The organism is Gordonia phthalatica (assembly GCF_001305675.1).
GTDB lineage: Bacteria > Actinomycetota > Actinomycetes > Mycobacteriales > Mycobacteriaceae > Gordonia > Gordonia phthalatica.
On record NZ_CP011853.1, the window covers coordinates 529,907 to 555,209 of the forward strand.

22 protein-coding genes, 1 pseudogene and 1 riboswitch are annotated in these 25,303 nt (G+C 68.5%); of the genes and pseudogenes, 10 read left to right on the plus strand and 13 right to left on the minus strand.

The annotated features are described in order from the left end of the window. Window positions 1-153: 153 nt before the first annotated feature. From ACH46_RS02450 to ACH46_RS02480, 7 genes are all read right to left on the minus strand, one after another. Window positions 154-1,785, minus strand: coding sequence for a solute symporter family protein (locus tag ACH46_RS02450; RefSeq protein WP_082399334.1), 1,632 nt, complete (start codon window positions 1,783-1,785; stop codon window positions 154-156). Beyond that, a complete protein-coding gene (locus ACH46_RS02455; RefSeq protein WP_062394869.1) occupies window positions 1,782-2,162 on the minus strand; it encodes a DUF485 domain-containing protein in 381 nt (126 codons plus the stop codon). The genes ACH46_RS02450 and ACH46_RS02455 overlap by 4 nt, the downstream gene beginning before the upstream one ends. Window positions 2,163-2,327: 165 nt before the next feature. Beyond that, window positions 2,328-4,055, minus strand: a complete 1,728-nt coding sequence (locus ACH46_RS02460; protein WP_120298684.1) for a sodium/solute symporter — start codon at window positions 4,053-4,055, stop codon at window positions 2,328-2,330. Continuing rightward, a complete protein-coding gene (locus ACH46_RS02465) occupies window positions 4,052-4,492 on the minus strand; it encodes a hypothetical protein (RefSeq protein ID WP_062391533.1) in 441 nt (146 codons plus the stop codon). The genes ACH46_RS02460 and ACH46_RS02465 overlap by 4 nt, the downstream gene beginning before the upstream one ends. A gap of 3 nt (window positions 4,493-4,495) precedes the next feature. Continuing rightward, window positions 4,496-5,308: a LytR/AlgR family response regulator transcription factor gene (locus tag ACH46_RS02470; RefSeq protein WP_062391534.1), complete on the minus strand. Its 813-nt coding sequence runs from the start codon at window positions 5,306-5,308 to the stop codon at window positions 4,496-4,498. 155 nt (window positions 5,309-5,463) lie between these two features. Beyond that, window positions 5,464-6,270, minus strand: a complete 807-nt coding sequence (locus ACH46_RS02475; protein WP_062391535.1) for an SDR family oxidoreductase — start codon at window positions 6,268-6,270, stop codon at window positions 5,464-5,466. A gap of 74 nt (window positions 6,271-6,344) precedes the next feature. Beyond that, the gene (locus ACH46_RS02480; protein ID WP_062391536.1) at window positions 6,345-7,574 is read right to left on the minus strand and encodes a sensor histidine kinase; all 1,230 of its coding nucleotides are present in this window, start codon (window positions 7,572-7,574) and stop codon (window positions 6,345-6,347) included. Between the two features lie 175 nt (window positions 7,575-7,749). On the opposite strand from ACH46_RS02480, the gene phoA reads away from it, so the two are divergent. From phoA to groL, 3 genes are all read left to right on the plus strand, one after another. Further along, window positions 7,750-9,240 carry an alkaline phosphatase gene (phoA, locus tag ACH46_RS02485; RefSeq protein WP_062391537.1) on the plus strand — a complete coding sequence of 497 codons (1,491 nt, stop codon included), beginning with the start codon at window positions 7,750-7,752 and terminating at the stop codon, window positions 9,238-9,240. 118 nt (window positions 9,241-9,358) lie between these two features. After that, on the plus strand, window positions 9,359-9,637 hold the full coding sequence (locus ACH46_RS02490) for an excalibur calcium-binding domain-containing protein (protein WP_062391538.1): 279 nt from the start codon (window positions 9,359-9,361) through the stop codon (window positions 9,635-9,637). A gap of 346 nt (window positions 9,638-9,983) precedes the next feature. Then, a complete protein-coding gene (gene groL, locus ACH46_RS02495; protein WP_062391539.1) occupies window positions 9,984-11,606 on the plus strand; it encodes a chaperonin GroEL in 1,623 nt (540 codons plus the stop codon). Window positions 11,607-11,759: 153 nt separating this feature from the next. On the opposite strand, the gene ACH46_RS02500 is transcribed toward groL, so the two are convergent. Both ACH46_RS02500 and ACH46_RS02505 read right to left on the minus strand, forming a co-directional pair. Next, window positions 11,760-13,028, minus strand: a complete 1,269-nt coding sequence (locus tag ACH46_RS02500) for an ATP-binding protein (protein ID WP_062391540.1) — start codon at window positions 13,026-13,028, stop codon at window positions 11,760-11,762. 220 nt (window positions 13,029-13,248) lie between these two features. Further along, window positions 13,249-14,574, minus strand: a complete 1,326-nt coding sequence (locus tag ACH46_RS02505; protein WP_120298685.1) for an amidohydrolase — start codon at window positions 14,572-14,574, stop codon at window positions 13,249-13,251. A gap of 43 nt (window positions 14,575-14,617) precedes the next feature. Here ACH46_RS02505 and ACH46_RS02510 point away from each other — a divergent pair, with 43 nt between their 5' ends. From ACH46_RS02510 to ACH46_RS02535, 6 genes are all read left to right on the plus strand, one after another. Further along, the gene (locus tag ACH46_RS02510; RefSeq protein ID WP_062391542.1) at window positions 14,618-15,448 is read left to right on the plus strand and encodes a tyrosine-protein phosphatase; all 831 of its coding nucleotides are present in this window, start codon (window positions 14,618-14,620) and stop codon (window positions 15,446-15,448) included. Between the two features lie 11 nt (window positions 15,449-15,459). After that, window positions 15,460-16,095 carry a TetR/AcrR family transcriptional regulator gene (locus ACH46_RS02515; RefSeq protein WP_226995736.1) on the plus strand — a complete coding sequence of 212 codons (636 nt, stop codon included), beginning with the start codon at window positions 15,460-15,462 and terminating at the stop codon, window positions 16,093-16,095. A gap of 9 nt (window positions 16,096-16,104) precedes the next feature. After that, the gene (locus ACH46_RS02520) at window positions 16,105-16,539 is read left to right on the plus strand and encodes an SRPBCC family protein (RefSeq protein ID WP_062391543.1); all 435 of its coding nucleotides are present in this window, start codon (window positions 16,105-16,107) and stop codon (window positions 16,537-16,539) included. A gap of 276 nt (window positions 16,540-16,815) precedes the next feature. Then, window positions 16,816-17,334, plus strand: a complete 519-nt coding sequence (locus ACH46_RS02525; protein ID WP_062391544.1) for a DUF6764 family protein — start codon at window positions 16,816-16,818, stop codon at window positions 17,332-17,334. 91 nt (window positions 17,335-17,425) lie between these two features. Continuing rightward, complete coding sequence (ppk2, locus tag ACH46_RS02530) at window positions 17,426-18,382, plus strand: polyphosphate kinase 2 (RefSeq protein ID WP_062391545.1); 957 nt, start codon at window positions 17,426-17,428, stop codon at window positions 18,380-18,382. Between the two features lie 18 nt (window positions 18,383-18,400). Next, window positions 18,401-19,213 (plus strand): hypothetical protein, encoded by an 813-nt coding sequence (locus tag ACH46_RS02535; RefSeq protein WP_062391546.1) that lies wholly within the window; start codon window positions 18,401-18,403, stop codon window positions 19,211-19,213. A 12-nt stretch (window positions 19,214-19,225) separates the two neighbouring features. Here ACH46_RS02535 and ACH46_RS02540 read toward each other — a convergent pair whose 3' ends face one another. From ACH46_RS02540 to ACH46_RS02550, 3 genes are read right to left on the minus strand one after another with little or no spacing between them, the layout of a single operon-like run. After that, complete coding sequence (locus tag ACH46_RS02540; RefSeq protein ID WP_062391547.1) at window positions 19,226-20,035, minus strand: ABC transporter ATP-binding protein; 810 nt, start codon at window positions 20,033-20,035, stop codon at window positions 19,226-19,228. After that, window positions 20,032-21,090: an iron ABC transporter permease gene (locus tag ACH46_RS02545; RefSeq protein WP_062391548.1), complete on the minus strand. Its 1,059-nt coding sequence runs from the start codon at window positions 21,088-21,090 to the stop codon at window positions 20,032-20,034. Before ACH46_RS02545 ends, ACH46_RS02540 begins: the two co-directional genes overlap by 4 nt. Window positions 21,091-21,094: 4 nt before the next feature. Beyond that, on the minus strand, window positions 21,095-22,285 hold the full coding sequence (locus ACH46_RS02550; RefSeq protein ID WP_062391549.1) for an ABC transporter substrate-binding protein: 1,191 nt from the start codon (window positions 22,283-22,285) through the stop codon (window positions 21,095-21,097). A gap of 35 nt (window positions 22,286-22,320) precedes the next feature. Then, window positions 22,321-22,455, minus strand: a riboswitch (cobalamin riboswitch). 97 nt (window positions 22,456-22,552) lie between these two features. Between ACH46_RS02550 and ACH46_RS21840 the strand changes: the two are divergent. Next, window positions 22,553-23,077: pseudogene (locus ACH46_RS21840) on the plus strand (rhomboid-like protein); the annotation flags it as partial. Between the two features lie 96 nt (window positions 23,078-23,173). Here ACH46_RS21840 and ACH46_RS02555 read toward each other — a convergent pair. Then, window positions 23,174-25,225 (minus strand): prolyl oligopeptidase family serine peptidase, encoded by a 2,052-nt coding sequence (locus ACH46_RS02555; RefSeq protein ID WP_226995737.1) that lies wholly within the window; start codon window positions 25,223-25,225, stop codon window positions 23,174-23,176. Between the last annotated feature and the right edge of the window lie 78 nt (window positions 25,226-25,303).

The window sequence follows — 25,303 nt, forward strand, 5'->3', positions numbered from 1 at the left end:
CCTCCGGAGGTGAGCGAGCGTCGTTTCAGTAAGCGAATGCCGACGAGGTGAGCGAACGCGAAGCGCGGCAACCCTGGCTGGGTTGCCGCGCTTCGCGTTCTTCGTGGTGCTCGGTCGGCGGGGGAGAGTGTGGGATCCCCGCCGACCGAGGTCTCAGTGGGCGGTGGCGCCTTCCGCGCCGACGCCGGTGAGGGAGCGGACCTCCATCTCGGCGTTGACGCCCGGGTCGCCGCGGTCCGGCGAGGTCAGGGTGCCGATGATGCCGAGGATGAACGCCAGCGGGATCGTGACGATGCCGGGGTTCGACAGCGGGAACCAGTCGAACGAAGCATCCGGGATCATGGCCTTCGGGCCACCGGAGACGGCGGGCGAGAAGATGATCAGGATGATGCAGGAGGCCAGGCCGCCGTACATGCTCCAGAGGGCGCCGCGGGTGTTGAAGCGCTTCCAGTACAGCGAGTACACGATGGTCGGGAGGTTGGCCGACGCGGCGACAGCGAACGCCAGGGCGACGAGGAACGCGATGTTCTGGCCGTTGGCGAGGATGCCGAGGATGATGCTCAGCACGCCGAGGACGACGATGCACTGGCGGGAGACGCGGACCTGATCGTCCTCGGACGCCTCGCCGCGCTTGATGACCGATGCGTAGATGTCGTGGGCGAACGATGCCGAGGCGGTGATCGCCAGACCCGCGACCACCGCGAGGATGGTGGCGAAGGCGACGGCCGAGATGACACCGAACAGGACGGTTCCGCCGAGTTCCAGCGCCAGCAGCGGTGCCGCGGCGTTCTCCTTGCCTGCGGCGTTCAGGATCTTGTCCGGTCCAACGAGTGCCGCAGCGCCGTAGCCGAGGATCAGCGTGAACAGGTAGAACAGGCCGATCAGGGTGATGGCCCACACCACCGAGCGACGAGCCTCGCGGGCGGTCGGAACCGTGTAGAAGCGCATCAGCACGTGCGGCAGACCCGCGGTGCCGAGGACCAGCGCCAGACCCAGCGAGATGAAGTTGACCTGCGAGGTCAGCGAGCCGCCGTACTGGGCACCCGGAGCGAGGACGTCGCGATTCTGGACGGCTTCGGTGGACGAATCGTGCATGGCCTGCTGAGCGCCGCCGAGGATGTCGGAGATGTTGAAACCGAACTTCGCAATGACCCAGAAGGTCATGGCGGCGGCGCCGATGATCAGCAGGACGGCCTTGATGATCTGCACCCAGGTGGTGCCCTTCATGCCGCCGATGAGGACGTAGGCGACCATGACGACGCCGACGACGGCGATGACGATGGACTGGCCGGTGCGGTCATGGATGTCGAGCAGCAGTGCGACGAGGCCGCCGGCGCCCGCCATCTGTGCGAGCAGGTAGAACAGCGAGACCACGAGGGTCGAGATGGCCGCGGCCATGCGGACCGGACGTTCGTGCAGACGGAAGCTGAGGACGTCGGCCATGGTGAACCGGCCGGTGTTGCGCAGCAGCTCGGCGACGAGCAGCAGGGCGACGAGCCAGGCGACCAGGAAGCCGATCGAGTAGAGGAAGCCGTCGTAGCCGTAGACGGCGACGGCGCCGGCGATGCCGAGGAAGCTGGCCGCCGAGAGGTAGTCGCCGGAGATCGCGATGCCGTTCTGGGGGCCCGAGAAGCCGCCGCCCGCGGTGAAGAACTCCGATGCCGAGGCGTTCTTCTTGTTGGCTCGGATCACCACGCCCATCGTGATGGCGACGAAGGCGATGAAGATCGAGATGTTGATGGTCGGGTTGCCCGACGATGCCTCTTCGGCGAGAAGGTGGATCACTTGGCGCCTCCCGCGTCAGGGCTGTACGTGCCGTTCTCGAAGTTCTGTCGGATCACGTCGGCCTGCGGGTCCAGATCGCGGTTGGCGAACCGGACGTACAGGAACGTGATGCCGAAGGTGGTCACGAACTGGAGCAGGCCGAGGATCAGGCCGACGTTGATGTTGCCCCACACCTTGGTGGCCATGAAGTCGTGTGCGAAGGCACCGAGCAGCACGTAGGCGGCGTACCAGACCAGGAAGAACACGCTCATCGGAAAGACGAAGCGGCGCAGCGTGGTGCGCAACTTCTGGAACTCGGGGCTCGCCTGCGCGACGAGGAACTCGTCCCGTGAGGGACTGACGCCTTTCCCCGCGGCTTGGTCGTCGGTGACTGTCACGATCACTCCTTCTTCTCGGATGTGTACAGCTCGGGATGGGAACTGCACTCAGCATGAATGAGAGGCCTGTCACAGAAAGAACGATCTGTGATCGAGACGACGAGACACGATGAACGTGCGATGAACGGTATTTCCGGTCCGACGAGCGGTGAGCGGTTCGCGGCCCTACGGCGTGCGTTCCACGCCCAGTCCGAGGCGCTCGGGCACGTGCATTCGCGCGAACGCGTTGGCGGTTCCCGCCGGGATCCGCGAGCGGGTCGCGAGGCTCACGAAGACCATGGTCGCGAAGGCGAGCGGCACGGTGACGGCCGCCGGATACCCGGCGAGGACGGCGAGCCAACCGTCCCCGTGGAACACCCCGGCCACCGAACAGGCGACGGCGACGGCGGACATCGCCGCGCCGACCGCCAGCCCGGCGACGGCCCCCGCGGCGGTGAGTCCCCGCCACCAGATCCCGAGCACCAGCAGCGGGCAGAGCGTCGACGCCGACACCGCGAACACCAGCCCCACCGATCGGGACAATTCCAGGGAGCCGGCACTGAGGGCGATCGCGATCGGCACGACGCCGCCGATCAGCGCGCAGATCCGGAAGCTGCGCACTCCCGCGGGCATCAGGTCGGTCGACATGACGCCGGCGATGCTGACGAGCAGGCCCGACGACGTCGCGAGGAAGGCCGCCATTGCCCCCGCGGCGATCAGCGCCGACAGGCCGATCGCGAGGATGCCGCCGGTCGCCGCGGACGGCAGCAGCAGGACGGCGGCGTCGGCGGTGCCGGTGGCCAGGACCTGCGGCACCCAGGCGCGGGCGAGCACGCCCAGCACCATCGGGAACAGGTAGAACACCGACAGGGCGGCGATCACGCTCAGCGCCGTCCGCCGCGCCGCACGCCCGTCGGGGTTGGTGTAGAAGCGGACCAGCACGTGCGGCAGTCCCATGGCGCCGAGGAAGGTCGCGATGATCAGCGACAGGACCTGGAACAGGGGGTGGCCGCCGCCGAGGCCGCCGCCCGAACTCATCCAGCTCTCGCCGGTCTGCGGTGCATTCGAGACGACCGGGGTCGCGGCGCCCGCGTCGAGCTCGATCCGAGCGTCGCGAGCCAGCACGTGCTGCCCGACGGCGAGGCGAGCGTCGGTCACGTCGCGGTCGTCGACGGTGCCGGTGACGCGGACGCCGGTCGGATCGGTGACGGTCACCTGCACCTCGGTGTCGACGCTGATGGTGGTGGCCGAGGTCACGCGCGGCGGCAGCGGTTCGCCCAGATCCTGGGGGTTGTTGACGAAGACCGTCGCGAGCACGAGGGCGGGGATGGCGACCGCGGTCAACTTGAGCCAGTACTGGATGGCCTGAGCGAAGGTCACCGACCGCATGCCCGCGCCGACCACGTTGACGATCACCAGCAGGCCCGTCGCCGTCGCACCGACCCACGGTGGGACGTGCAGAAGGATGTTCAAGGTGAGCCCGGCGCCCTGAAGCTGCGGCACCAGGTACAGGACGCAGATGCCGATGACGACGATCATCGCGGCCTTGCGCGCTCGCGTGGAGGCGAGGCGGAACTCGGCGAAGTCGGGAACCGTGTACGCGCCGGAGCGGCGCAGCGGTGCCGACACGAACAGCAGCAGCGACAGGTATCCGGCGGTGAACCCGATCGGATACCAGAGGGCGTCGGCACCGTGTTTGGCGACGAGGCCTGCCACGCCGAGGAACGACGCCGCCGACAGGTACTCGCCCGCGATGGCCGCCGCGTTCCACGTCGGGCCGATGCTGCGGGAGGCGACGAGGAAGTCCGACGTCGAGCGCGATCCCCGGCCGCCGTACGCGCCGACCGCGACGGTGCCGAGCGCCGCGACGAGCACGGCGGCGACGGTGAGAGCCGAGACGTGATCGGTGATCATCGGCCCTCGCGCCCGTCACCCGCGTCGGGATCCGCCGCCTCGACGCCCGGTCCCTCGATGTCGGAGTCGACGAGGCGGACGAAGTCCCGTTCGGCCTGCTCGGCGAGGCGGATGTACAGCTTCCCCGCCAGGTACAGCAGGGGCGTCGGGGCCAGCCCGAGGATCAGCCAGTTCAGCGGCAGCCCGGCGATCGTCGCGTCGGCGAAGGGATGGATGGTCGCGCCCATGACCGGGATCGCGACGAAGATGGCGAGGACCGCCAGGCCCAACCGCAACGACAGCGCGAGTTGGGCGCGGACCAGACCGCGGACCAGATGCTCACCGATGCCGGTCTGCTCGGCCACCTCCACGCGGGTGCGGACCATCCGGGCGCCGCGACGCTGCGACAGGACGACGCGTTCGCGCTGGGCGGCACGGTCGCGGGCGGAGTCGGGCATGGGTCAGTCCGCTCCCGCCTCGCCGCCGTCGGACCGTCCCGACCGGAAGGTGCGCAGCGGGTCGCGGACCAGCCGGTCTTTGAGCTCGCGCACCTGTCGTCGGCTCACCGGCAGTTCGACGGCGGGGGAGGCGCCGTTGGCGCGCACCCGCACCATGGTCGACGCCCCGGTCGACCGGAGTCCGTTGACCATCGGCAAGGAGACCAGGTAGGAGCGGTGGACGCGGGCGAAGCCTGCACTGCGCCAACGTGATTCGAGCGTCGAGAGGGTGACGCGGACCAGGTGGGCTCCGCTGTCGGTATGAAGGCGCGCGTAGTCGCCCACCGCCTCGATCCAGGAGATCGCGTCACGACGGACCAACGAGGTGACGCCGCCGAGCTCCACCGGGATCACGTCGTCGGCTGGCGGCGCCGCGGTCTCGGCGGTCTCCGTCGCCGCATTGTCGCCGGCGCGGGCGGCGAGGATGCGATCGATCGCCTGATTCAGCCGTTCGGTTCGGAGAGGTTTCAGGAGGTAGTCGAGGGCACCGACGTCGAAGGCCTCGACGGCGCGGTCGTCGTGCGCGGTGACGAAGACGATGGCGGGCGGCCGGGTGTAGTTCGCGAGGACGCCGGCCAGTTCCATGCCGGACAGTCCCGGCATGGAGATGTCGAGGAACGCGGCTTCGATCGTGTGCTCGGACAGGACACGCAGGGCCTCGGTGGCGTCGGACGCCTTGTGCACGGTCGCGATCGAGTCGTGCTGATTCAGCAGGTACGACAGCTCGTCGAGCGCGGGCAGCTCGTCGTCGACGGCGAGCACAGTCAGGCCGGTCATCGCAGGCACACCCCTCTCGTTCGACATCTGAACCGTAGTCGGTGGTTCGTCGTCTGCGCAGCGGAGCCGTCGGGACGATCGACGAAATCGATTGTTCCGCCGAAGGTCCGTCGCGGTGCGCGTGGTCGTACGCGAGGGTCAGTGCGTGCGCGGGGCTACCCGCCCAGCTGCCACACGGCGGGCCAGTCCGTGGCCCGGAGCGCCGCGTCGGTGCCGCCGTCGACGAACAGCACCGAGCCGACCACGTAGGTCGACTCCGGTCCCAGCAGGTAGGCGACCAGCGACGCCACCTCCTCGGGTCGACCCGCGCGACCGGCGGGGATCGTGGCCATGAGCTGCTCGATGCCGGCGCCGACGAGCGGATCGTCGGGGAACGCCTGGCTCATCGGGGTGTCGATGAGGCCCGGGGCGATAGCGTTGAGGCGGATCCCCTCGCGCATGTAGGCGGCCGCATTGGAACGTGCGTAATAGGCGAGGGCGGCCTTGGTGGCCGGATACGCCTGAACGACGGCGTACTCGCCCTGCGCCTCGGTGACTGCGATCGCCTCGGCCTCATCACCCGCGAGGCAGGCCTGGGTGATCTCCACCGGCCAGTCGGGCTGGGTGGTGGTCGAGTTCGAGCTCACCAGGACGACGGAGGCGTTGTCGCCCCGCGCCAGCAGTGGACGCAGCCCGGCGAGGAGTTCGACGGCGCCGAAGTAGTTGACGGAGACGAGGAGTCGAGCGGGTCGCCCGGTCGCGGGAGCCAGCCCTGCGAACGGGACGAAGCCGTCGAGCTTGCCGTCGGCGAGCTCGGAGACCTTCGCGACGGCCTCGGCGCGTCCCTCCGGGGTCCCGAGGTCGACGGTCACGTCGGCGCCGTGCAGGTCGATGCCGATGACACGGTGGCCGTCGGCTTCCAGTCGTGCTTTGGTTGCGGCGCCGAGTCCCGAGGCCGCACCGGTGATCGCGTAGGTGGACATGGGCAGACGGTAGACCCGGCGTGCTTCGGCTGCCGGGAAGTTCCCACTGACCGGAACGACCTAGTCCTCCGCCCTCATCCGGGGGTGACGGCTCCTCCGCCTCCGACATGGATGCCGGGGGCGAACTTCGGCACCCGCAGGCTCACCTTGGTGCCCGCGCCGACGGCGGTCTCGACGACCAGACCGTAGTCGTTGCCGAATGCCGAGCGGAGTCGCTGATCCACGTTCGTCAGCCCGACGTGTGCGCCGTCGGACTCCTTGGTGCCGGCCGGGTTCAGCGCGTCGATCGCGCCGGTGCGCAGGAGTTCGGGATCCATGCCGATCCCGTCGTCCTCCACGCTCAACAGGCAGTCGGGGCCCACATTGCGGGCGACGATCGAGATGGTGCCGTTGCGGCGGCCGGCCATCCCGTGACGCACCGCGTTCTCCACCAGGGGCTGCAACGCGAGGAACGGTACGACGACGCCGAGGACCTCGGGAGCCACCTGCAGCTTCACGGTGAGCCCCGGCCCGAAACGGGCCCGCTCGAGGGTCAGGTAGCGGTCGATGTTCCGCAGCTCGTCGGAGAGCACCGTGTACTCGCCGGCCGCGCGGAACGAGTAGCGGGTGAAGTCGGCGAAGTCGAGGATCAGTTCGCGGGCGCGGTCGGGATCGGTGCGGACGAACGACGCGATGGTGTTGAGTGCGTTGTAGATGAAGTGCGGGCTGATCTGGGCGCGGAGGGCGAGGACCTCGGCGCGGTCGAGGCGGGCGCGCGACGCGTCGAGCTCCGCCAATTGGAGCTGGCTGGCCGCGTAACGGGCGACCTCGGTGATGGCGCCGACGCGGCCCGGCCCCGGATTGATGAGCGAGGCGACCACCAGCACCCCGGCACTGATGTCGTCGGTGATCAGCGGGGCGGCCAGCAGATTGCGGATGGGGCCGACGCCGTGCGCCGGATCGCTCAGTGCGGTGTGCCTGCGGTCGGCGAGCGCGGTGCGGGCGAGCCCCGCGGCGGCCGACCGCAGCGGCGGGGTCCACAGCGACGTGTCGCCGTCGTACGCGAGGAGTGCGCCGTCGGCGTCGTACAGGGCGAGTCCGTCCGCACCGGTCAGCGCGCGCAGCGGGCCCGCGGCTTCGGCCGCCGACTCCTCGGTGAGGCCTGCGCGCAGCGGTTCGGCGGCGAGGGACGCGGTGTGCAGGGTGTCGTGGACGGCGCGCTCATGCGGGGTGCTGACGACGCGCCGCGTGCGCAGCGCGACGACGATCAGCACGGCGGCCAAGGCGGTGCCGAGGATCGAGATGGCGATCAGCTCCGCGGACATGTGAACGAGACTATCGACGCGGCGGTCGGTCGAGTGAATGATTGCCCCTACCGGGCGATGTCATCTCCGGTTCACGTGCCGTGCGTCGGATCGTCGCCCGCCGCAGTGTTCTCGTAGGGCGGTGTTTCCTCGGGCGTCGCCGCGAATTCAGGTGCGGCTGTTGATATCTGCAGACATGGCACAGAACCGAGTCAAGAAGACCACCGTGCGGAAGGTCGGCGCGATGTCCGCAGCCGCCGCACTGGGGCTGACCGTCCTGCTCAGCGGTTGCAGCTCCGACGACGGCGCAGGCGTCGACGGCGACAAGGCCGCGGGCGTCGACATCTCGCGCTCGGCCGGCGGTGACATCACCGAGAACGGTGGTGCCCGCCGCCTCAGCAAGGATCAGACCGAGATGATCGCGGACTCGATCCAGAAGTCCGGCGCCAAGAACGTCATCCTCGTCATCGGCGACGGCACCGCCAACCAGGAGCTGACCCTGGCCCGCAACTACCAGTGGGGCGCCGGCGGCCAGATCCCGGGCATCGACCAGCTCCCGCTGTCGGGCGACTACACCACCTACGCCCTCGACAAGAAGACCGGCAAGCCCGACTTCACCACCGACTCGGCGGCGTCGGGCACCGCATGGTCCACCGGCACCAAGACCTACAACGGCGCCGTCGGCGTCAACGTCAAGGGACAGGCGCAGCGCTCGATCCTGGACATCGCGCGCGCCAACGGCCTCAAGACCGGCGACGTCACGACCACCGAACTGCAGGATGCGACCCCCGCCGTGCAGGTGGCGCACGTGTCGCAGCGCAAGTGCTACGGACCCAAGGAGACCTTGGAGAAGTGCCCGGAGAACGCGCTGGAGAACGGTGGCGCGGGGTCGATCACCGAGCAGCTGCTCGCCACCCGCCCCGACGTCACCCTCGGCGGCGGCTGGGAGACCTTCGGACAGACCGCCACCGCGGGCAAGTACCAGGGCAAGACCCTCGAGGCGCAGGCCAAGGAACGGGGCTACCAGATCGTCCGCTCGGCCGACGAGCTGAAGAACGTCAAGAGCGCCGACCAGGACAAGCCGCTGCTCGGCGTCTTCGCGGACGGCAACCTGCCGCGCATCTGGGGCAAGGAGACCGCCGTCGTCGACGGCAACAAGCAGCCGGGTGTCAAGTGCAAGCCGAACCCCGAGTTCACCTCCGGCACCCCGAAGCTCGGCGACATGACGCAGAAGGCCATCGACCTCCTCAAGGGCGACAAGGGCTTCTTCCTCCAGGTGGAATCCGGTTCGGTCGACAAGGCCAACCACGACGCCGACCCCTGCGGTCAGATCGGTGAGACGGTCCAGCTGTCCGACGCGGTCGACGTCGCCCTGAAGTTCGCCAAGGAACAGAAGGACACGCTCGTCATCGTCACCGGCGACCACGCGCACACCAGCCAGATCGTCGAGGCCGACCCCGAGCAGAAGATGCCCGGCCTCACCAAGGTCCTGATCGGACGCGACGGCTCGCCCCTCGCCGTCAACTACGGCACCTCGCTGGAGCCCGGCGAGGAGCAGCACACGGGCGGCCAGGTCCGCATCGCCGCGTACGGCCCGGGTGCCGCCAACGTCGTCGGCCTGTCGGACCAGACCGATCCGTTCTTCTACATCACCGATCAGCTGGGACTGAACCGCGACAAGAAGTAGTCGACGGCACGCCCCCGACTCGCCGCCTCCGCGCCGACGTCCTCCGGACGATCGAAAGTGGAGGCGGCGAGCCGTTTTCGTCCGACGACCGGCCGGTTGTCGCGTTAGCGTCCTGACGATGAAACGCATCGCGCTCCTCGGTTCCACTCTCGCGCTCACCGTGTCGCTGTCCGCCGTCGTTCCCGTGGGAGCCGTCGACGCCGCACCGGCCGCTCGGTACGCGAATTGCAAGGCGCTCAACGGCAAGTACCGTCACGGAGTGGCACGCCCCGGCGCTCGTGACTCGGTCAAGGGCCGAGCCAAGCCGGTTCGCACCTTCACCGTCAACCGCGCCGTCTACCAGCGCAACACCCACCTCGATCGCGACCGTGACGGCGTCGCCTGCGAGAAGCGCTGATCCCACCGAACGACTCCTCGGCGAGTACTGTGCCCGACCGCTTCCGTCGGGTACAGCACTCGGTTGTGTTCGCTCTGGGATTAATCGTCGATGAACTTCGCGTTTCATCGTTCCCGACTCCGGCTCGCTGACCTGCTGCAGGGCTGTTTTGCAGTGGCGGGGAGCCGTCGCTGGGAACCTTGCACTCTCCATGGTCGAGTGCTAAAAAGGGGATTGGCACTCACGGCGTGTGAGTGCTAGGTCGGAACGGTGAGGCCGGTTCACAAGACACCCCGGTCGTCCGTCGCGGGCATCGAGTTCGACCCAGAATACTTAGTGTCACCCCCTACCGGAGGATCACTTACCAATGGCAAAGCAGATTGCTTTCGACGAAGAGGCCCGTCGCGGACTCGAGCGCGGCCTGAACAGCCTCGCCGACACCGTCAAGGTCACCCTCGGACCCAAGGGCCGCAACGTCGTCCTGGAGAAGAAGTGGGGCGCCCCGACGATCACCAACGATGGTGTTTCCATCGCCAAGGAGATCGAGCTCGAGGACCCGTACGAGAAGATCGGCGCAGAGCTGGTCAAGGAAGTCGCCAAGAAGACTGACGACATCGCGGGCGACGGCACCACCACCGCCACCGTGCTGGCGCAGGCGCTGGTCCGCGAGGGCCTCCGCAACGTCGCCGCCGGCGCCAACCCGCTCGGCCTGAAGCGCGGCATCGAGAAGGCCGTCGCTGCGGTCACCGAGTCGCTGCTGAAGTCGGCCAAGGAGGTCGAGACCAAGGAGCAGATCGCTGCTACCGCCGGTATCTCGGCAGGCGACCAGACCATCGGCGACCTGATCGCCGAGGCCATGGACAAGGTCGGCAACGAGGGTGTCATCACCGTCGAAGAGGCACAGACGTTCGGCCTGAGCCTGGAGCTCACCGAGGGCATGCGTTTCGACAAGGGCTACATCTCGGGCTACTTCGTCACCGACGCCGACCGCCAGGAAGCCGTCCTCGAGGACCCCTACATCCTGCTGGTCTCGAGCAAGGTCTCGACCATCAAGGACCTCCTGCCGCTGCTGGAGAAGGTCATCCAGTCGGGCAAGCCGCTGGTCATCGTCGCTGAGGACGTCGAGGGCGAGGCTCTCTCGACCCTGATCGTCAACAAGCTCAAGGGCACCTTCAAGTCCGTCGCCGTCAAGGCACCGGGCTTCGGTGACCGCCGCAAGGCCATGCTGGCCGACATCGCCATCCTCACCGGTGGCGAGGTCATCAGCGAAGAGGTCGGCCTGTCGCTGGAGAGCGCCGGCCTGGAGCTGCTGGGCACCGCCCGCAAGGTCGTCGTCACCAAGGACGAGACCACCATCGTCGACGGTGCCGGCGATGCCGACGCCATCGCCGGTCGCGTCGCGCAGATCCGCGGCGAGATCGAGAACAGCGACAGCGACTACGACCGCGAGAAGCTGCAGGAGCGCCTGGCCAAGCTGGCCGGTGGCGTTGCAGTCATCAAGGCCGGCGCTGCCACCGAGGTGGAGCTCAAGGAGCGCAAGCACCGCATCGAGGACGCCGTCCGCAACGCGAAGGCTGCCGTCGAAGAGGGCATCGTCGCCGGTGGCGGCGTGGCCCTGCTCCAGTCGGAGTCGGCCATCGAGGGTCTGTCGCTCGAGGGCGACGAGGCCACCGGCGCCAACATCGTGCGCGTCGCTCTGGAGGCCCCGGCCAAGCAGATCGCCGTCAACGCGGGCCTGGAGCCCGGCGTCGTCGCCGACAAGGTCCGCAACGCACAGATCGGCACCGGCCTCAACGCCGCGACCGGCGTGTACGAGGACCTGCTGGCCGCAGGCATCAACGACCCGGTGAAGGTCACCCGCTCGGCGCTGCAGAACGCGGCTTCGATCGCGGCTCTGTTCCTCACCACCGAGGCCGTCGTCGCCGACAAGCCCGAGAAGGCTGCTCCGGCCATGCCGGGCGCCGACGAGATGGGTGGCATGGGCTTCTGATCTGAGGATCAGAACCTGCGCAGATCTCGCAGACTCACCGAAGGCCGGTCACCCCGCGAGGGTGGCCGGCCTTCGGCGTTGTCTGCGTTCCCACGCCGGGAATCGAGACGGTGGTGGCGGTCAGGCTGGGTCTAGGGCCTCGGTGCGACCGGATCAAGGGCCGAGCAAGGCCAACGGGATCACCGCGACACCGTCGGGGCGGCGGTATGCGTACTCTCCGGTGTTGATGACCACTTGATCGATCATGCGAGAGCCCATCTGTGCCTTCAACCAGTGCAGGTGCACCACATCGCGGTCGACGACAGAAGGCTTCAGTTTCACTTCGATGCCGATGATGCTCATGTCCGGATTCTCGATGATCAGGTCGATCTCGTGGTCGCCGTTGCGCGTTCGCAAGTGGCCGACACGTGCTTCGGCAGTTTGTGCGTAGGTCCGCACGGACTGGGTGACCAGCGACTCGAACAGTGCACCGAGGAAAGTGCTGCCTTCCGCTTTGAAATGATGCCCGTCGCCCTGGAGTAGCGCGCGTTCACCCAGACCGACGAGCCTGGCCGCCAGGGCCGGGTCGACGAGGTGGTGTTTCGGCGTCTTCGCCAGGCGCTTCAACGGGGCGAACGTGGGAGTCCAGGCTGGAACCGGATCGACGACGAACAGTCGTGCCAGGTGCTCTCGATAGCGGCTGACCGTCTGTCGGCTCGGTTTGTCGGCCTCGGCCGGGGTCGCCGCGTCGAGTACCGCCGAGTACGAGGCGTCTGACGAGGTCGCGGAGGCGTAGGCGGTGAGCCAGGCGCGCAAGGCTTCGGGTGAGCGAATCGTGACGCCGCTGTCGGCGAGTTCGTGCTCGACGATCCTTTCCGCATAGCTGTCCAATTGCGCGCGACGGGCACGGTCTGGCAGGTCGCGGATACCGGGGAATCCGGAGCGGAGTATCTCGCGAGCGTAGTCGGGTACGGCGAGTTCGCTGCGACCGTCGACCTGGGCTTCAGCTGAAAGCAGCTCTGTGGTCGATACCGTTGCAGAGTTGGGGAAGCGCTCTGCCATCGACAGGGGACGCATGTGCAGTCGAATGATCCTGCCGGCGCCGGAATGCAGCCGCGCGCTCGACGGCGTGTGCGCCGATCCTGTGAGTAGGAACCGGCCACCGGTCGGATCGTCGTCGACCGCCCGCCGCACCCGGTCCCAAACAGGCGGAACGAGTTGCCATTCGTCGATGAGAACAGGTGGCTCGAGGCGAGTGACGAGGTCCAGATCGGCCGTCAATGCAGAGTGTCGTGCGGGATCGTCGAGCCGCAGCGTGGATTGAGCGCGGCGTAGCGCAGTCGCGGTTTTTCCGACACCCTTCGCGCCTTCGATTGCGATCGCGGCGACACCGGGCAACAGCTCGTCGAGTTCCTGATCGAGGACTCGTCGAAGGTAGTCCATGGCGCCCAACTTAACAGACCGCCGAACTTCTACTTAACCGATCGCCGGACTTCTGCTTAACAAATCGCCGACCGTCGGTCGCAGTCAGAGGATGACCGGCCTTCGAACTGAGCGCGTTCCCACACCGGGTATCGATTCCCGCATGCAGCGTTGGCTCCCGCGCATTGTCAGACAACGCGCGGGAGTCGACGCCTCATGTGGGAATCGAGACGGTGCGTCCCTACGGACGTCCCAGCAGCCCCAGCATCGCGTACGACGCGACCTTGGCGCCGTGGGGGATCGCGGCGAGGTCGACGATGTAGTTCGGGTTGTGCGGAGAGAACGGGAAGTCCTCGCCGCGCTCGCGGGCGGCCGCGTAGACGGCGGGGTCGGCGATGCCGACGAGCAGGTAGTTGAAGGGCATGTCGGGGTACGGGCCCTTGAGGAGTTGCACGTCCTCGGAACCGGTGGCGCGCGGCAGGTCGGTGACGATGTTCTCCTCGCCGAGCACCTCGCCGAGAGAGGCGGCCATCTGTTCCGCCAGTTCGACGCTGTTCACCAGGGGCGACGAGCCGCCCTTCATGATGATCTCCGGCATCCGGTCCTCGGGCATGCCGTACGTGCGGGCGATGCCCTCGGACACCGATCTCACGGCCTTCAGCATCACCTCTCGGACGGCGGGGTCGTACCAGCGGAGGTTGGCCTTCACCAGCGCCTCGGCCGGGATCACGTTGTTGTCGGCGCCCGCCTGGATGGAGCCGACGGTCAAGACCGCGGTCTGCTGCGGATCGATCATCCGGGAGACGATGCTCTGGAACTCGACCACCGCCATCGCCGCCATCAGCACGGGGTCCTTGGCGCGCTGCGGCATGGATCCGTGACCGCCGACGCCGTGGAAGAGGATGTCGACCTGATCGGTGCCCGCCATGCGCGGGCCGGGCGACGAGACGACGACGCCGACGGGGCCGGGAGCGGTGTGCATGCCGATGAAGACGTCGGGCTTGGGGATGAAGTTGTAGAGGCCGTCGTCGACCATCGCCTTGGCGCCGGTGATCGGCTCCTCGGCTGGCTGCCCGATCAGCACCAGCGTGCCCGACCAGCGGTCCCTGACGCTGACGAGCGCGTTCGCCATGCCGAGCATCCACGTCACGTGCGCGTCGTGCCCGCACATGTGGGCGACGGGGACCTCGGTGCCGTCGTCGCGCGTCACCCGCACGTCGCTGGCGTAATCGAGGCCCGTCTCCTCCTCGATCGCGTTGGCGTCCATGTCGGCGCGGTACATGACGACGGGGCCGTCACCGTTGCGGTAAATGGCCGCGATGCCGGTGGTGCCGATGCCCTTGGTGATGTCGAAGCCGAGATTCTGCAGGGCCAACTCGACGATCCGCGCGGTGCGAACCTCCATGAACCCGAGTTCCGGGTTCCGGTGGATGTCCTTGAACATGTCCACCAGACGCTCGGTGTCCGCATCGATGACCGCGTCCACGTCGGCGATCAGGTCGGCGGGCAGGGGGCTGGCGGGGTGCTGATCGGCGACGGCGTCTGGGAGGGTGCTCACACCCCTCATGGTAACGAGCGGGTGGCCGCGCGGCTGCGCTTAAAGTACAGACATGACTGATCAGCAGGTCCGCGTGCCCGGCGCGCCGAGTACCGTCCCCGCCCTGCCCAATCTCCGCGACCTCGGCGGCTGGTCCGGCGCCGACGGCCGTCCCGTCCGATACGGAATGCTGTTCCGCTCCACCGATTTCCGTGCACTCGTCGACGACGCCGCCGCGACGCAGCAGCTCCACGCCGCCTTGGGCCTGCGCACCGTCTACGACTTCCGCTCCACCGCCGAGACCGACGCGATGCCCGACCCCACCTGGGACGACGTGGCACCGGTGCATCTCGACGTCCTCGCCGACACGTCGACCGCCGTCCCCGCGAACCTCGCGACCGTGCTGACCGACCCGGCGGCCGTCGCCCAGGTCAACGAGTTCCTGGCCGGGCAGGGCGCCGCGCAGAAGATGGTGGGCACCTACCGCGAGATGATCACCGCCGACAGTGCGCGGAACAGCTACTCCCGGTTCTATCGCGGACTGCTCGGCGAGGACCGCTCGCCCGCCCTGTTCCACTGCACCACCGGCAAAGACCGCACGGGGTGGGCGGCGGCGTCGTTCCTGTCGCTGATGGGCGTCTCGCGCGACGACGTCTTCCGCGACTACCTCCTCACCAACGACCGACTGGTTCCGGCGCTCGCCCCGGTCTTCGAGAAGTTCGCCGCCGCCGGCGGCGATCCCGACCTGCTGACCAACGTCCTCGGGGTTCGCGCCGAGTATCTGGAGGCGGCCTTCGACGAGGTCGACACCGTGCACGGCTCGCTCGAGGCCTACTTCGCCGACGCCCTCGGCATCGACGCCGTCGCGCAGCAGGCCCTGCGCGACCGCTTCCTCGAGGCCTGACCCGACAGCCGATGCCGACACCCGAATCACCCCGCACGGCGATGATCCGGTGCGCCGCCGAACTCATCGCCCGCAAGGGGGTTCCGGGGACGTCGGTGGGCGACGTGCTCGCCGCGTCCGGTGCGGCTCGCGGTTCGGTGTACTACCACTTCCCGGGCGGCCGGGCGCAGCTCATGGACGAGGCTGTCCGACACGCGGGGGAGGAGCTCGGCGCCGAACTGAACGTCGCGCGGCGCCTGCCCGTGCACCGGTCGATCGCCGCGATCGCCGACATCTGGCGGACCCGGCTCGTCGCGTCGGATTTCGAGGCGGGCTGCCCGATCGGGGCCGGCGCCCAGGCGCGCGCCACCGACCCGGAGGCCGCCGACGCGGCGGAGGAGGTCTTCCTGCAGTGGGGCCACCTGCTGTCCGCCCGACTGCGGGAGGAGGACTTCGACGACCGCCGCGCCGAGGACCTGGCCGACGCCATCCTGTCGAGCATTCAGGGCGCCGTCGTACTGTGCCGGGCGCGGCGCAGCGTGCAGCCGTTGGATCGGGCGGTCGCCCACCTCCGGGAGCTCGCGCAGCGGCGCACCGACCCGATGTCGGAGGCCGCGGTCGACGAGGATTTGGGCGGCGGGACGGCTCAACGTCCTCCGCTGGGGTAGGTTCTCTCCATGGCTGTCTCCGCATCAACTGAATTCGATCTCAACGCGCCGGCCTCGCTGGTCATGGAGATCCTGCTCGACGTCGAGTCCCTCCCCGAGTGGTCGGGGCCGCACAAGTCGGCGAAGATCCTGACCACGGACGCCGACGGACGTCCGGATCGCGTCGAACTGTCGGTCAGCGCCGTCGGCATGACCGACAACCAGACGCTCGATTACACCTGGACCGACACCACCTGCGCCTGGACGCTGGTCGAGAGCAGTCAGCTCAGCGAACAGAGCGGCGTCTACACGCTGACCGACAACGGTGCCACCACCCACGTGAAGTTCGACCTGTCCGTCGAGCTCAAGATCAAACTGCCCGGCCTGCTGGTGAAGCGCGCGCAGAAGATCGCGGTCGACACCGCGAAGAAGGGCCTGACCGACGAGGTCAAGCGCCGCAGCTGATCTCTTCACCCCCCACCAGTCGGCCCCGGCGACGCATCATGCGTCACCGGGGTCGATTTCTGTGCCGGGTCTCGACATGGACTTGAGGGTGATTCGACCGCCCTGTGACGAGCTGAACTGGGCTTTCGTCGATCGAATTACACGTTTGGAATCGTTCCGATCACGAACGCCTGTGCGTGTGCTGAGGATCGCACTTCAAGCGGTAGTCTTGCAGCGCGTCGTACGCCGGTGGGAGGTCGTACGGTCTGCTTTCTTCACTGCTTGAGAGGGATTTCCATGAGGCTGCGCTCGCTGTCTGTTCGTGTTCTGTTCGGCCTGGTCGCCATTGCTGCGGCATTCGGGATGGCCACCCTGTTGGGCGGCGGTGACGCCGGCGCCGCGACCAAGTGCACCGCGAACAACAACCAGCGCGTCGAGCACGTGAACGGTAAGAGCCACTGCGTCGCCAATGCGGGCCCCGGCAGTAAGGCGAGCGCCAAGGACAACACGAACAACGGTGCGGCGCTGGCGGTTTCGACCACCGGCGGCACCGCGACCGCGGAGAACAACGGCAACAACTCGGCTGCCCTCGCCAGCGGCATCTACGGCGGGCATGGCTACGCCTACTCGCAGGGCCCGTACTCCACCGCTGTCGCGCAGGGCCGCCACGGAGGCACCACCATCGCGATCTCCGGTGCCGCGGGCGGCGCGTTCGCGACCGGCGACGGTGTGGCCTGCCTCGGCAGCATGGCTGCCGCCTACGACTCCACCACCGGCCGCAGCTGCCTCAAGTGGGGCGGCGTCAACCTGCGCTGAGCGGGCACGAAGACGGTGAACGGGCGGGACGGATGTCCCGCCCGTTCTGCTCGGCGTGCCGAACCGGCCGGACCGCGTTAGCCTTTCGCTCATGACAGAACTCCCCGCCGAGATCACTTCACCGCGCATCGGCCCCGATCTGAGCCTGATCTCCGGTCGGGAGGCGCTGCAGCGCATCGTCGACCTGCAGGACACCACCGGCTTCACCGTCATCGACGACGATGACGACGATCCGATCCTGCTGACGTTGCCCGAGCGGAACGTCGTCGACACCTGGCGCGAGGAGTACCCGTACGACGAGCGGATGAGCCGCCGCGAATACGAAGTGACCAAGCGGAAGCTGCAGATCGAGCTGCTGAAGCTGCAGAAGTGGACCAAGCAGACCGGTCAGCGGCACCTGATGCTCTTCGAGGGCCGCGACGCCGCGGGCAAGGGCGGCACCATCAAGCGGTTCAACGAACACCTGAACCCGCGTGGCGCGCGGACCGTCGCCCTGGAGAAGCCGTCCGAGCGGGAGGCCACCGAGTGGTACTTCCAGCGCTACGTGCAGCACCTTCCCGCCGCGGGAGAGATGGTCTTCTTCGACCGCTCCTGGTACAACCGGGCGGGCGTGGAGCGGGTGATGAACTTCTGCACACCCGAGCAGTACGACCAGTTCATGCAGCAGGCGCCGGCCTTCGAGAAGATGCTGGTGGACGACGGCGTGCACCTGGTGAAGTTCTGGTTCTCGGTGACGCCGCTGGAACAGCGGACCCGGTTCGCGATCCGGCAGATCGACCCCGTCCGGCAGTGGAAGCTGTCACCGATGGACCTCGCGTCGTTGGATCGCTGGGACTCGTACACCGAGGCCAAGGAGCAGATGTTCGCCGACACCGACACCGATTTCGCACCGTGGATCGTCGTCAAGAGCAACGACAAGAAGCGGGCACGCATCAACGCCATGCGCTACGTGCTCAGCCTGCACGACTACGACGGCAAGGACGAGGTCCTGGTGGGACAGCCGGATCCGCTGATCGTCGGGCGGGCCCGCGACCTCCTGGGCGACTGAGCCGGTAGCCTCGACACCGTGCGAAGCGTAGTTTCCGGCCTGTTCACCGCTGTCGCGATGGTCTGCATGATCGTCGCCGTTCCGAGCATGTGGCTGTCACAGCGGGTGGTCTCGGAGAGCGGCTTCTCGGCGTCCGCGGCGGAGGCCGCACACGACACCTCGGTGCAGAACTACTTCGCCGACAAGGTCGCCGCGTCGGTGGAGGAACGCACCGGATCGAGGATCGCGGCCGACGCCGTGCTGCCCGCCGCTCGCAACTATGCGCGCAGCGACGGCTTCGTCGAAGACTTCGGCGAGGTGGCCCGCCAGCAGCACAAGTGGCTGTTCACGGCACCCGGCCCCGATGTCGACCTGCACATGATGGAACTCGACATCAGCCCGATGATCGATCGGGTGATCCGGTCGGCGCCGCTCCCGATCCCGGTGAAGGTGCCGGGGCCGGTGATCGTCACGATCGACCAGAGCCAGATCACCGCCGGCTCGCTGGAGGACAGCGGCACGCTGGTGAACATCCTCGCGTGGGTCAGCGTCATCGGTGCGATCGTCGCCTCGATCCTCGCGCTCCTGACCGCGACCCGGCGCGCCACCGTGCTGGCCTGGCTGGGTGTCGGCGCCGTGCTCGCGGGAGTCGTCGGCTGGGCGCTCGGCATCCTCACCAACAACGTGGTCAGCGACCGTCTCGCCGACACCGACAGCGCGGCCAAGACCACCATCGAGGTGGTCGTCAGCGGCATCGTCGATCACCTGTCGACGATCTCCATGTACGTCGGGATCGGCGGCGTGGTGGTCGTGCTGATCGGTGTGATAGCGAGGGTGGCGTCGAACAGGTGAGCCTGCGCCTCGTCAGCGCTCCTCCGCGATGTTGAAGACGAAGTGGTCGGGGTCGAAGGTGAGGCGGCCGCGGTCGAAGGTGGCGCCGATGTCGCCGCGGTCGGCGAGTTCTCGTGGACTGCCGGCGGCCATCGTTCCGTCGGGACCGAGGAGCCAGAGGTGATCGGCCACCCGCATCATCAGCTCCAACTCGTGCGATGAGAGCAGCACGGTGATCTGCTGTTCGCGGGCGAGGGTGCGCAGCAGGTCGCAGAACTCCACGCGCGACGGTGCGTCCAGGTGCGACGTCGGCTCGTCGAGCACCAGCAGTTCCGGCTCCTGAGCCAGCGCGCGGGCGGCGAGGATCCGCTGCTTCTCCCCGTCGGAAAGGTCGATGAACGGTCGGGCAGCGAGGGACTGCCCGGCCACCGCGTCGATGGACTCCTCGACGATCCGGTGATCCGCCGCGCTCATCTTCCCGGTCATCGCCAAGTAGGGCGTGCGGCCGAGGCCGACCACCTCGCGTGCTGAGAGTCGCCCGGGGTCGACGCTGTCGGTGGTGACGACCGCGACCCGACGGGCCAGCGCGGTGCGTCCCAGCCTCTCCACCGACGTGCCGTCGGACAGCTCCACCCGACCTCCGAGCGACGGCTGAAGCCCGCAGATGGTCCGCAGCAGCGTCGACTTGCCCGCTCCGTTGGGCCCGATGAGCGCGGTCAGCTCGCCGGGCCTGGCCTGCGCGGTGATCCCGGAGGCGACGGTGGCGCCGTGCCGGCCGCGGTAGCCGATCTCCACGTCGGACAGGATGAGTCCGGTGGCCGAGACGTGCGACGGGGCGCTCATACGGCTCCTCCCACCCGGCCGCGGACCAGGACGGTGATCACGATCGGGGCGCCGATGATGGCGGTGACGGCGTTGAGCGGCAGTGAATGATCGTTGCCCGGCAGCTCGCTGAGGATGGAGCACCACAGCGCCAGCAGGGCGCCGACCACCACGCAGCCGGGGATCAGGGTGCGGTGATTCGACGACCGGAACAGTCCGCGCGTGAGGTGCGGGACCACCAGACCGAGGAAGCCGATCGGCCCGCAGTAGGCGGTCACCACGCCGGTCATCAGGGCCGACGACGCGAGCGTGAGGGTCCGTGCCCAGCGCAGGTCGACCCCCATCGACCGCGCGTAGTTCTCGCCGAGCAGGAGGGCGTTGAGCGAGCGGGCCGTCGCGAAGCAGAGCACCGCGGTGCCGGCGACGAGGGGAATGAACACCCACATGTCCGACCAGACGGTGTTGCTGAAACTGCCCATGCCCCACTTCAGGAACTGCTGCACGGACTCTGGGGTGCTGGCGTACACGATCAGCACCGACACCATCGATGCGGTGACGGCGCCGACCATCACACCCACCAGCAGCAGGACCACCGCGTTGCGCACCCAGTGCGCCATGATCAGGACGACGCCGAGCACGACGGCCGCGCCGAGTGCGGCGGCGAGCACGGTGACCGTCCGACTGCCGCCCGCGAGACCGCTGGTGAACCCCGCCCACGACGCGCCCGACGCCATCACGACCACGGCGACGCCGAGGCTCGCGCCCGAGTTGGCGCCGAGGACGTACGGGTCGGCGAGCGCATTGCGGAACAGCGTCTGCATCTGCAGTCCGGCGACCGAGAGCGCGGCGCCGGCGAGGAGTGCCGTCACGACGCGGGGGAGGCGGACCTCGCGGACGATGAAGTCCCAGCCGGGATCGGCGGAGTGGCCACCCGCGAGGATGGACACGACGTCGTGCAGGGGGATCCACTCGGAGCCGACCGCGATGGCGATCGCGACGCTGACGACACACGCGATCAGTAGCGCGGACAGCAACAGGGCTGTCCGCGCGGGGTTCCTCCCGCTCACGACCGTCATGAGATCAGGACAGGCGCTGGTAGAACACGAACTGGTGGCTCGGGTACAGCTCGGGATGGATCAGGGCCGCGAGGTCGCCGAGGACCAGGTCGGGGCGCAGCACGCCGCGCTCCCAGAAGTCGTTGGCGCCGCTCGGGCTGACGGCCTTGGTGGAGTTCCACACGTTACTGGTGGCCTTGGTGAACGCGCGGTAGCGAGGCTCCTCGGCGAACAACGCCTTCAGAGTGTTGATGTCGGCGTTGTTGATGATCCACACGGTGGCGCCGGACTGGCGGGCGATCACCGTCTCCAGGCTCAGTTCGAGGCTGCCGGTGGAGGTGTCGTCGGCCCACGGGCTGGTGCCGCCGGCCGCCTCGACCAGGTTGCTCGAATAGCTGGCGCCGCCCGGGCGGGTCCACTTGCCGGAGAAGACACTGCCCTGCAGGACGTCGACCTTCGGCGCACCCTTCACCTTCTCGGCGACCTCCAGGTAGCCCTTCTTGATGCCGGAGTAGGTGTCGGCGGCCTTCTTCTCGGTGCCGGTCAGGGCGGCGAAGAACTTGATCCATTCGGCGCGCCCGAGGGGACTCTGCTCCAGCCAGTCGGCGTCGGCCAGGACCGGGATCCCGGCCTTCGCGATCTTGGCGTAGGCGGGGTCGTCGAAGCCCGCGGAGACCAGGACGTCGGGGTGGCCGGTGATGACGTCCTCGGTCTTGACGGTGGTGCCGTCGGCGTAGCCGCGGACCTTGCCCTCGCTGATCCGGTCGCGGACCTGCTGATTCGAGACGTAGTCGGCGTTGGCGACACCGGTCACCACGTCGACTCGATCGAGTGCGGCCATCGACGGCAGCTGTGTGGTGGAGCCCGAGTACATGCTCCGGATCGGCGTCTGGACGGTCGGCGCACCGGCGAGGTCGCCGGTCAGCTTCGGCGTCGGGGCACCGCACCGGACCAGCACGTACTTGGCGGGCTCGGCACCGGGATACGGCTCGGCGACCGTCACCACCTGGTACGAGCGGTGATAGTCGATGGTGAAGCCGGTGGCGTCCTCGATCGTCGACTTGTCGGGGAAGTAGTCCTTCGACGCGTCGAAGTCCGTGATGCAGTCGCGGGAGGCGCCGGCGTCGGTGGACGTGCTGCTGGAGCAGCCGGTGGCCACGAGCGGGACGAGGACCGCCGCGGTGGCGAGCAGGACCTTCAGACGTGGGGCGCGCATGTCGGTATTTCCTCCCTGGGGTGACTCCGCCCCGGGCCGGGGATCAGCGATGCGCGAGTGTCTGACTGCTGCTTCGCGGGGAGCAGATCACAGTGGCGGGACCGTGCCGGAATCGCACCGGCTTCCTCGCATGTCATCGCTGGATGACCAGGCAAATCTAACACGCAGCGCGGACCGTCCGATCGGCCCGGATCGGCGTACCGTGAGACGGTGACCGGCGCCACGGGTTCGAGCAGAGCAGGATGGGTGCGCCGTGCCGCCGCGGCGGTGGGCCGTTGGATCCGCAGCGCGCCGATCACCTACTCGTGGCTGACGCTCCTGCTCGCGACGACGATCGCACAGCACACCCTGCCGCCGGAGCGGCTCGACCGCATCCTGGATCGCCGCTCCACCAACCTGGCCAACTTGCAGCATCATCCGATCCGGGCGCTCGTCGGGAGCCTGTTCTGGCTCGACGGCGCCTACTGGCTGCCCTACGTCGTGGGCTTCACCGTCTTCCTCGGCGTCGCCGAACGGTGGCTCGGCTGGTGGCGGTTCCTGGTCGTGGGCCTGGGCGGACACGTTCTCGCGTCGATCCTCAGCCAGGGTCTCGTCGGCGCCGCGATCGTCGACGGCCGTGCGCCCGCCGACCTCGCGACCATCGTCGACGTCGGCGTCAGCTACTTCATGGCAGCGGTGATCGGGGTGCTCGCGTATCGGATTCCGCGACCCTGGCGGTGGATCTACCTCGCGGGCTGCCTGGTCTCGTTCGCGCCGCCGGTGATCGTGGATCCGGTGACCTTCACCGACGTCGGCCACGCGATCGCGCTGCTGATCGGGTTCGCGATGTACCCGATCGTGCGCGGCAGGCCGGTCGCCGACGTCGACCGGCCTGCCGCACCGCCTCCGTCAGTTGGGGTCGACGCTGCCGATGGTCCGCCACAGGAACTCGTAGCTCAGCGCCGACTTGAACGCCGCCTGCCGGTTGTCGGCGGCGCCGCCGTGCCCGCCCTCGATGTTCTCGTAGTAGCGGACCGGATAGCCGAGCTCCTCCATCCGGGCGACGAACTTGCGGGCGTGGCCGGGATGCACGCGGTCGTCGCGAGTGGAGGTCGTCATCAGGAACGCGGGCATCGGGAGGCCGGCGCGCAGTCGTTGATAGGGCGAGTACTGCGAGATGAACTCCCACTCCGCCGGATCGTCGGGGTCGCCGTACTCGGCCATCCACGACGCGCCGGCCAGCAGCAGGTGATAGCGCCGCATGTCCAGGAGCGGGACCGAGCACACCAGTGCGCCGAACAGTTCCGGGTAGCTGGTGGCCATCACACCCATCAGCAGGCCCCCGTTGGAGCCGCCCTGAGCCGCCAGCTGCGGGGTGGTCGTGAGACCGCGCGCCACCAGATCACGTGCCACGGCGGCGAAGTCCTCGTAGACCAGGTGGCGGCCGGCCTTCTGCGCCTGCGTGTGCCACTCCGGTCCGTACTCGCCGCCGCCGCGGATGTTCGTCATCACGTACACGCCGCCGCGGGCGATCCAGTTGCGGCCCGCGATGCCGAGGTAGCTGGGCGTCATCGCGTTCTCGAAACCGCCGTACCCGTACTGCAGTGCGGGGCCGGATGCGACGTCGTCGCGCTTGATGACGAAGTAGGGGATCTGCGTGCCGTCGTCGGACGTCGCGAAGAACTGCTGTGTGGAGACGTCCGACGAGTCGTAGGCGGCGGGCGTCGCCTTGATCACCGCGACGCCACCGGTGGTCGTGCCCTGCAGCAGGCTGGGCGCCTGCGTGAAACTGCTCGCCGACAGCCAGATCTCGTCACTGTCGTCCGGATCGGCGTCGAGCACGCCGAGCGTGGCGAGCTCCGGCAGGCCGTCGAGCTCGACGGGCTCCCAGGTACCGAGGGTGAGGACCTCGATGCGGGTCGCGACGTCGTGCAGGGTGACGAGCACGAGGTGCGACTTCGTGTACGCGTGATCCTGCAGGCTGGTGTGCGCATCAGGGGTGAACAGGACGGTGTGCGTGCGGTCGCCGGTCAGATAGGCGGGGTAGTCGAAGACCAGGAGCGTTCCGGCCGGGTACTCGGTGCCGTCGACCGTCCACGGCGATCGGGTCAGCACTGTCAGCCAGTCGAGGCGGACGTCGTAGTGGGCGTCGGTCGGGACGTCGATGCGGATCAGTTCGTCGTCGGTGTCGTCGGCGCCGGGGCGGAGTTCGTAGTCGAGGGCGTTGTAGAAGTCGGTGGAGCGGGACACGAAGTGCCGCACGTGGCCGGGCGTGTGGGTGCACACCGCGCCGACCGCGACGTCGGAGACCTCGCCGGCGAAGACCGTGGGGGCGTCGGCGACGTCGGTGCCGCGCGACCAGCGGCGCACCGTGCGCGGGTAGCCCGACGAGGTGATCGCGGGCAGGCCGTCCGGCGTCTGCGCGAAATCTGTTCCGACGTAGACGGTGTCGCGGTCGATCCAGCCGACCTGCGACTTCGCCTCCGGCAGCGCGAAACCGCCGTCCACCCAGCTGCGGGTGGGGACGTCGTACTCGCGGACCACCGCGGCGTCCGCACCGCCGCGCGAGAGGGAGATCAGCGCGCGGTCGTAGGCGGGCCGATTCATGGTGGCACCCGCCCACACCCAGTTCTCTCCCTCGGCCTCCGCGAGGGCGTCGACGTCGATCAGGACGTCCCACTCGGGCGTGTCGGTGCGATAGCTGTCGAGCGTCGTGCGCCGCCACAGGCCCTTCGGGTGGGCGGCGTCGCGCCAGAAGTTGTAGAGGAAGTCGCCGCGTCGCCGGACATACGGGATCCGCTCGTCGGTGTCGAGGATCTCCAGCGCAGCGGCCTCGAGCTCGGCGAAGCGGTCGGAGGTCGTGAGCTCGTCGACGGTCGGCTGATTGTGCTCCCGCACCCAGGCCAGGGCGTCGTCGCCGGTCACATCTTCGAGCCAGAGGTACGGATCTTCGTTGGTCACGACGTCCAACGTACCGAGCGGGAAGACTTCGGCCCCCGAATCCTCCTGTGAGATGGATTCGGGGGCCGAAGATTTCGG

Excerpts from the sequence above, each read along its gene's own strand:
- ACH46_RS02460 (WP_120298684.1), bottom strand. The coding sequence starts at position 4,055 with ATGATCACCGATCACGTCTCGGCTCTCACCGTCGCCGCCGTGCTCGTC.
- ACH46_RS02465 (WP_062391533.1), bottom strand. The coding sequence starts at position 4,492 with ATGCCCGACTCCGCCCGCGACCGTGCCGCCCAGCGCGAACGCGTCGTC.
- ACH46_RS02470 (WP_062391534.1), bottom strand. The coding sequence starts at position 5,308 with ATGACCGGCCTGACTGTGCTCGCCGTCGACGACGAGCTGCCCGCGCTC.
- ACH46_RS02475 (WP_062391535.1), bottom strand. The coding sequence starts at position 6,270 with ATGTCCACCTACGCGATCACCGGTGCGGCCTCGGGACTCGGCGCCGCA.
- ACH46_RS02480 (WP_062391536.1), bottom strand. The coding sequence starts at position 7,574 with ATGTCCGCGGAGCTGATCGCCATCTCGATCCTCGGCACCGCCTTGGCC.
- phoA (WP_062391537.1), top strand. The coding sequence starts at position 7,750 with ATGGCACAGAACCGAGTCAAGAAGACCACCGTGCGGAAGGTCGGCGCG.
- ACH46_RS02490 (WP_062391538.1), top strand. The coding sequence starts at position 9,359 with ATGAAACGCATCGCGCTCCTCGGTTCCACTCTCGCGCTCACCGTGTCG.
- groL (WP_062391539.1), top strand. The coding sequence starts at position 9,984 with ATGGCAAAGCAGATTGCTTTCGACGAAGAGGCCCGTCGCGGACTCGAG.
- ACH46_RS02500 (WP_062391540.1), bottom strand. The coding sequence starts at position 13,028 with ATGGACTACCTTCGACGAGTCCTCGATCAGGAACTCGACGAGCTGTTG.
- ACH46_RS02505 (WP_120298685.1), bottom strand. The coding sequence starts at position 14,574 with ATGAGGGGTGTGAGCACCCTCCCAGACGCCGTCGCCGATCAGCACCCC.
- ACH46_RS02510 (WP_062391542.1), top strand. The coding sequence starts at position 14,618 with ATGACTGATCAGCAGGTCCGCGTGCCCGGCGCGCCGAGTACCGTCCCC.
- ACH46_RS02515 (WP_226995736.1), top strand. The coding sequence starts at position 15,460 with ATGCCGACACCCGAATCACCCCGCACGGCGATGATCCGGTGCGCCGCC.
- ACH46_RS02520 (WP_062391543.1), top strand. The coding sequence starts at position 16,105 with ATGGCTGTCTCCGCATCAACTGAATTCGATCTCAACGCGCCGGCCTCG.
- ACH46_RS02525 (WP_062391544.1), top strand. The coding sequence starts at position 16,816 with ATGAGGCTGCGCTCGCTGTCTGTTCGTGTTCTGTTCGGCCTGGTCGCC.
- ppk2 (WP_062391545.1), top strand. The coding sequence starts at position 17,426 with ATGACAGAACTCCCCGCCGAGATCACTTCACCGCGCATCGGCCCCGAT.
- ACH46_RS02540 (WP_062391547.1), bottom strand. The coding sequence starts at position 20,035 with ATGAGCGCCCCGTCGCACGTCTCGGCCACCGGACTCATCCTGTCCGAC.
- ACH46_RS02545 (WP_062391548.1), bottom strand. The coding sequence starts at position 21,090 with ATGACGGTCGTGAGCGGGAGGAACCCCGCGCGGACAGCCCTGTTGCTG.
- ACH46_RS02550 (WP_062391549.1), bottom strand. The coding sequence starts at position 22,285 with ATGCGCGCCCCACGTCTGAAGGTCCTGCTCGCCACCGCGGCGGTCCTC.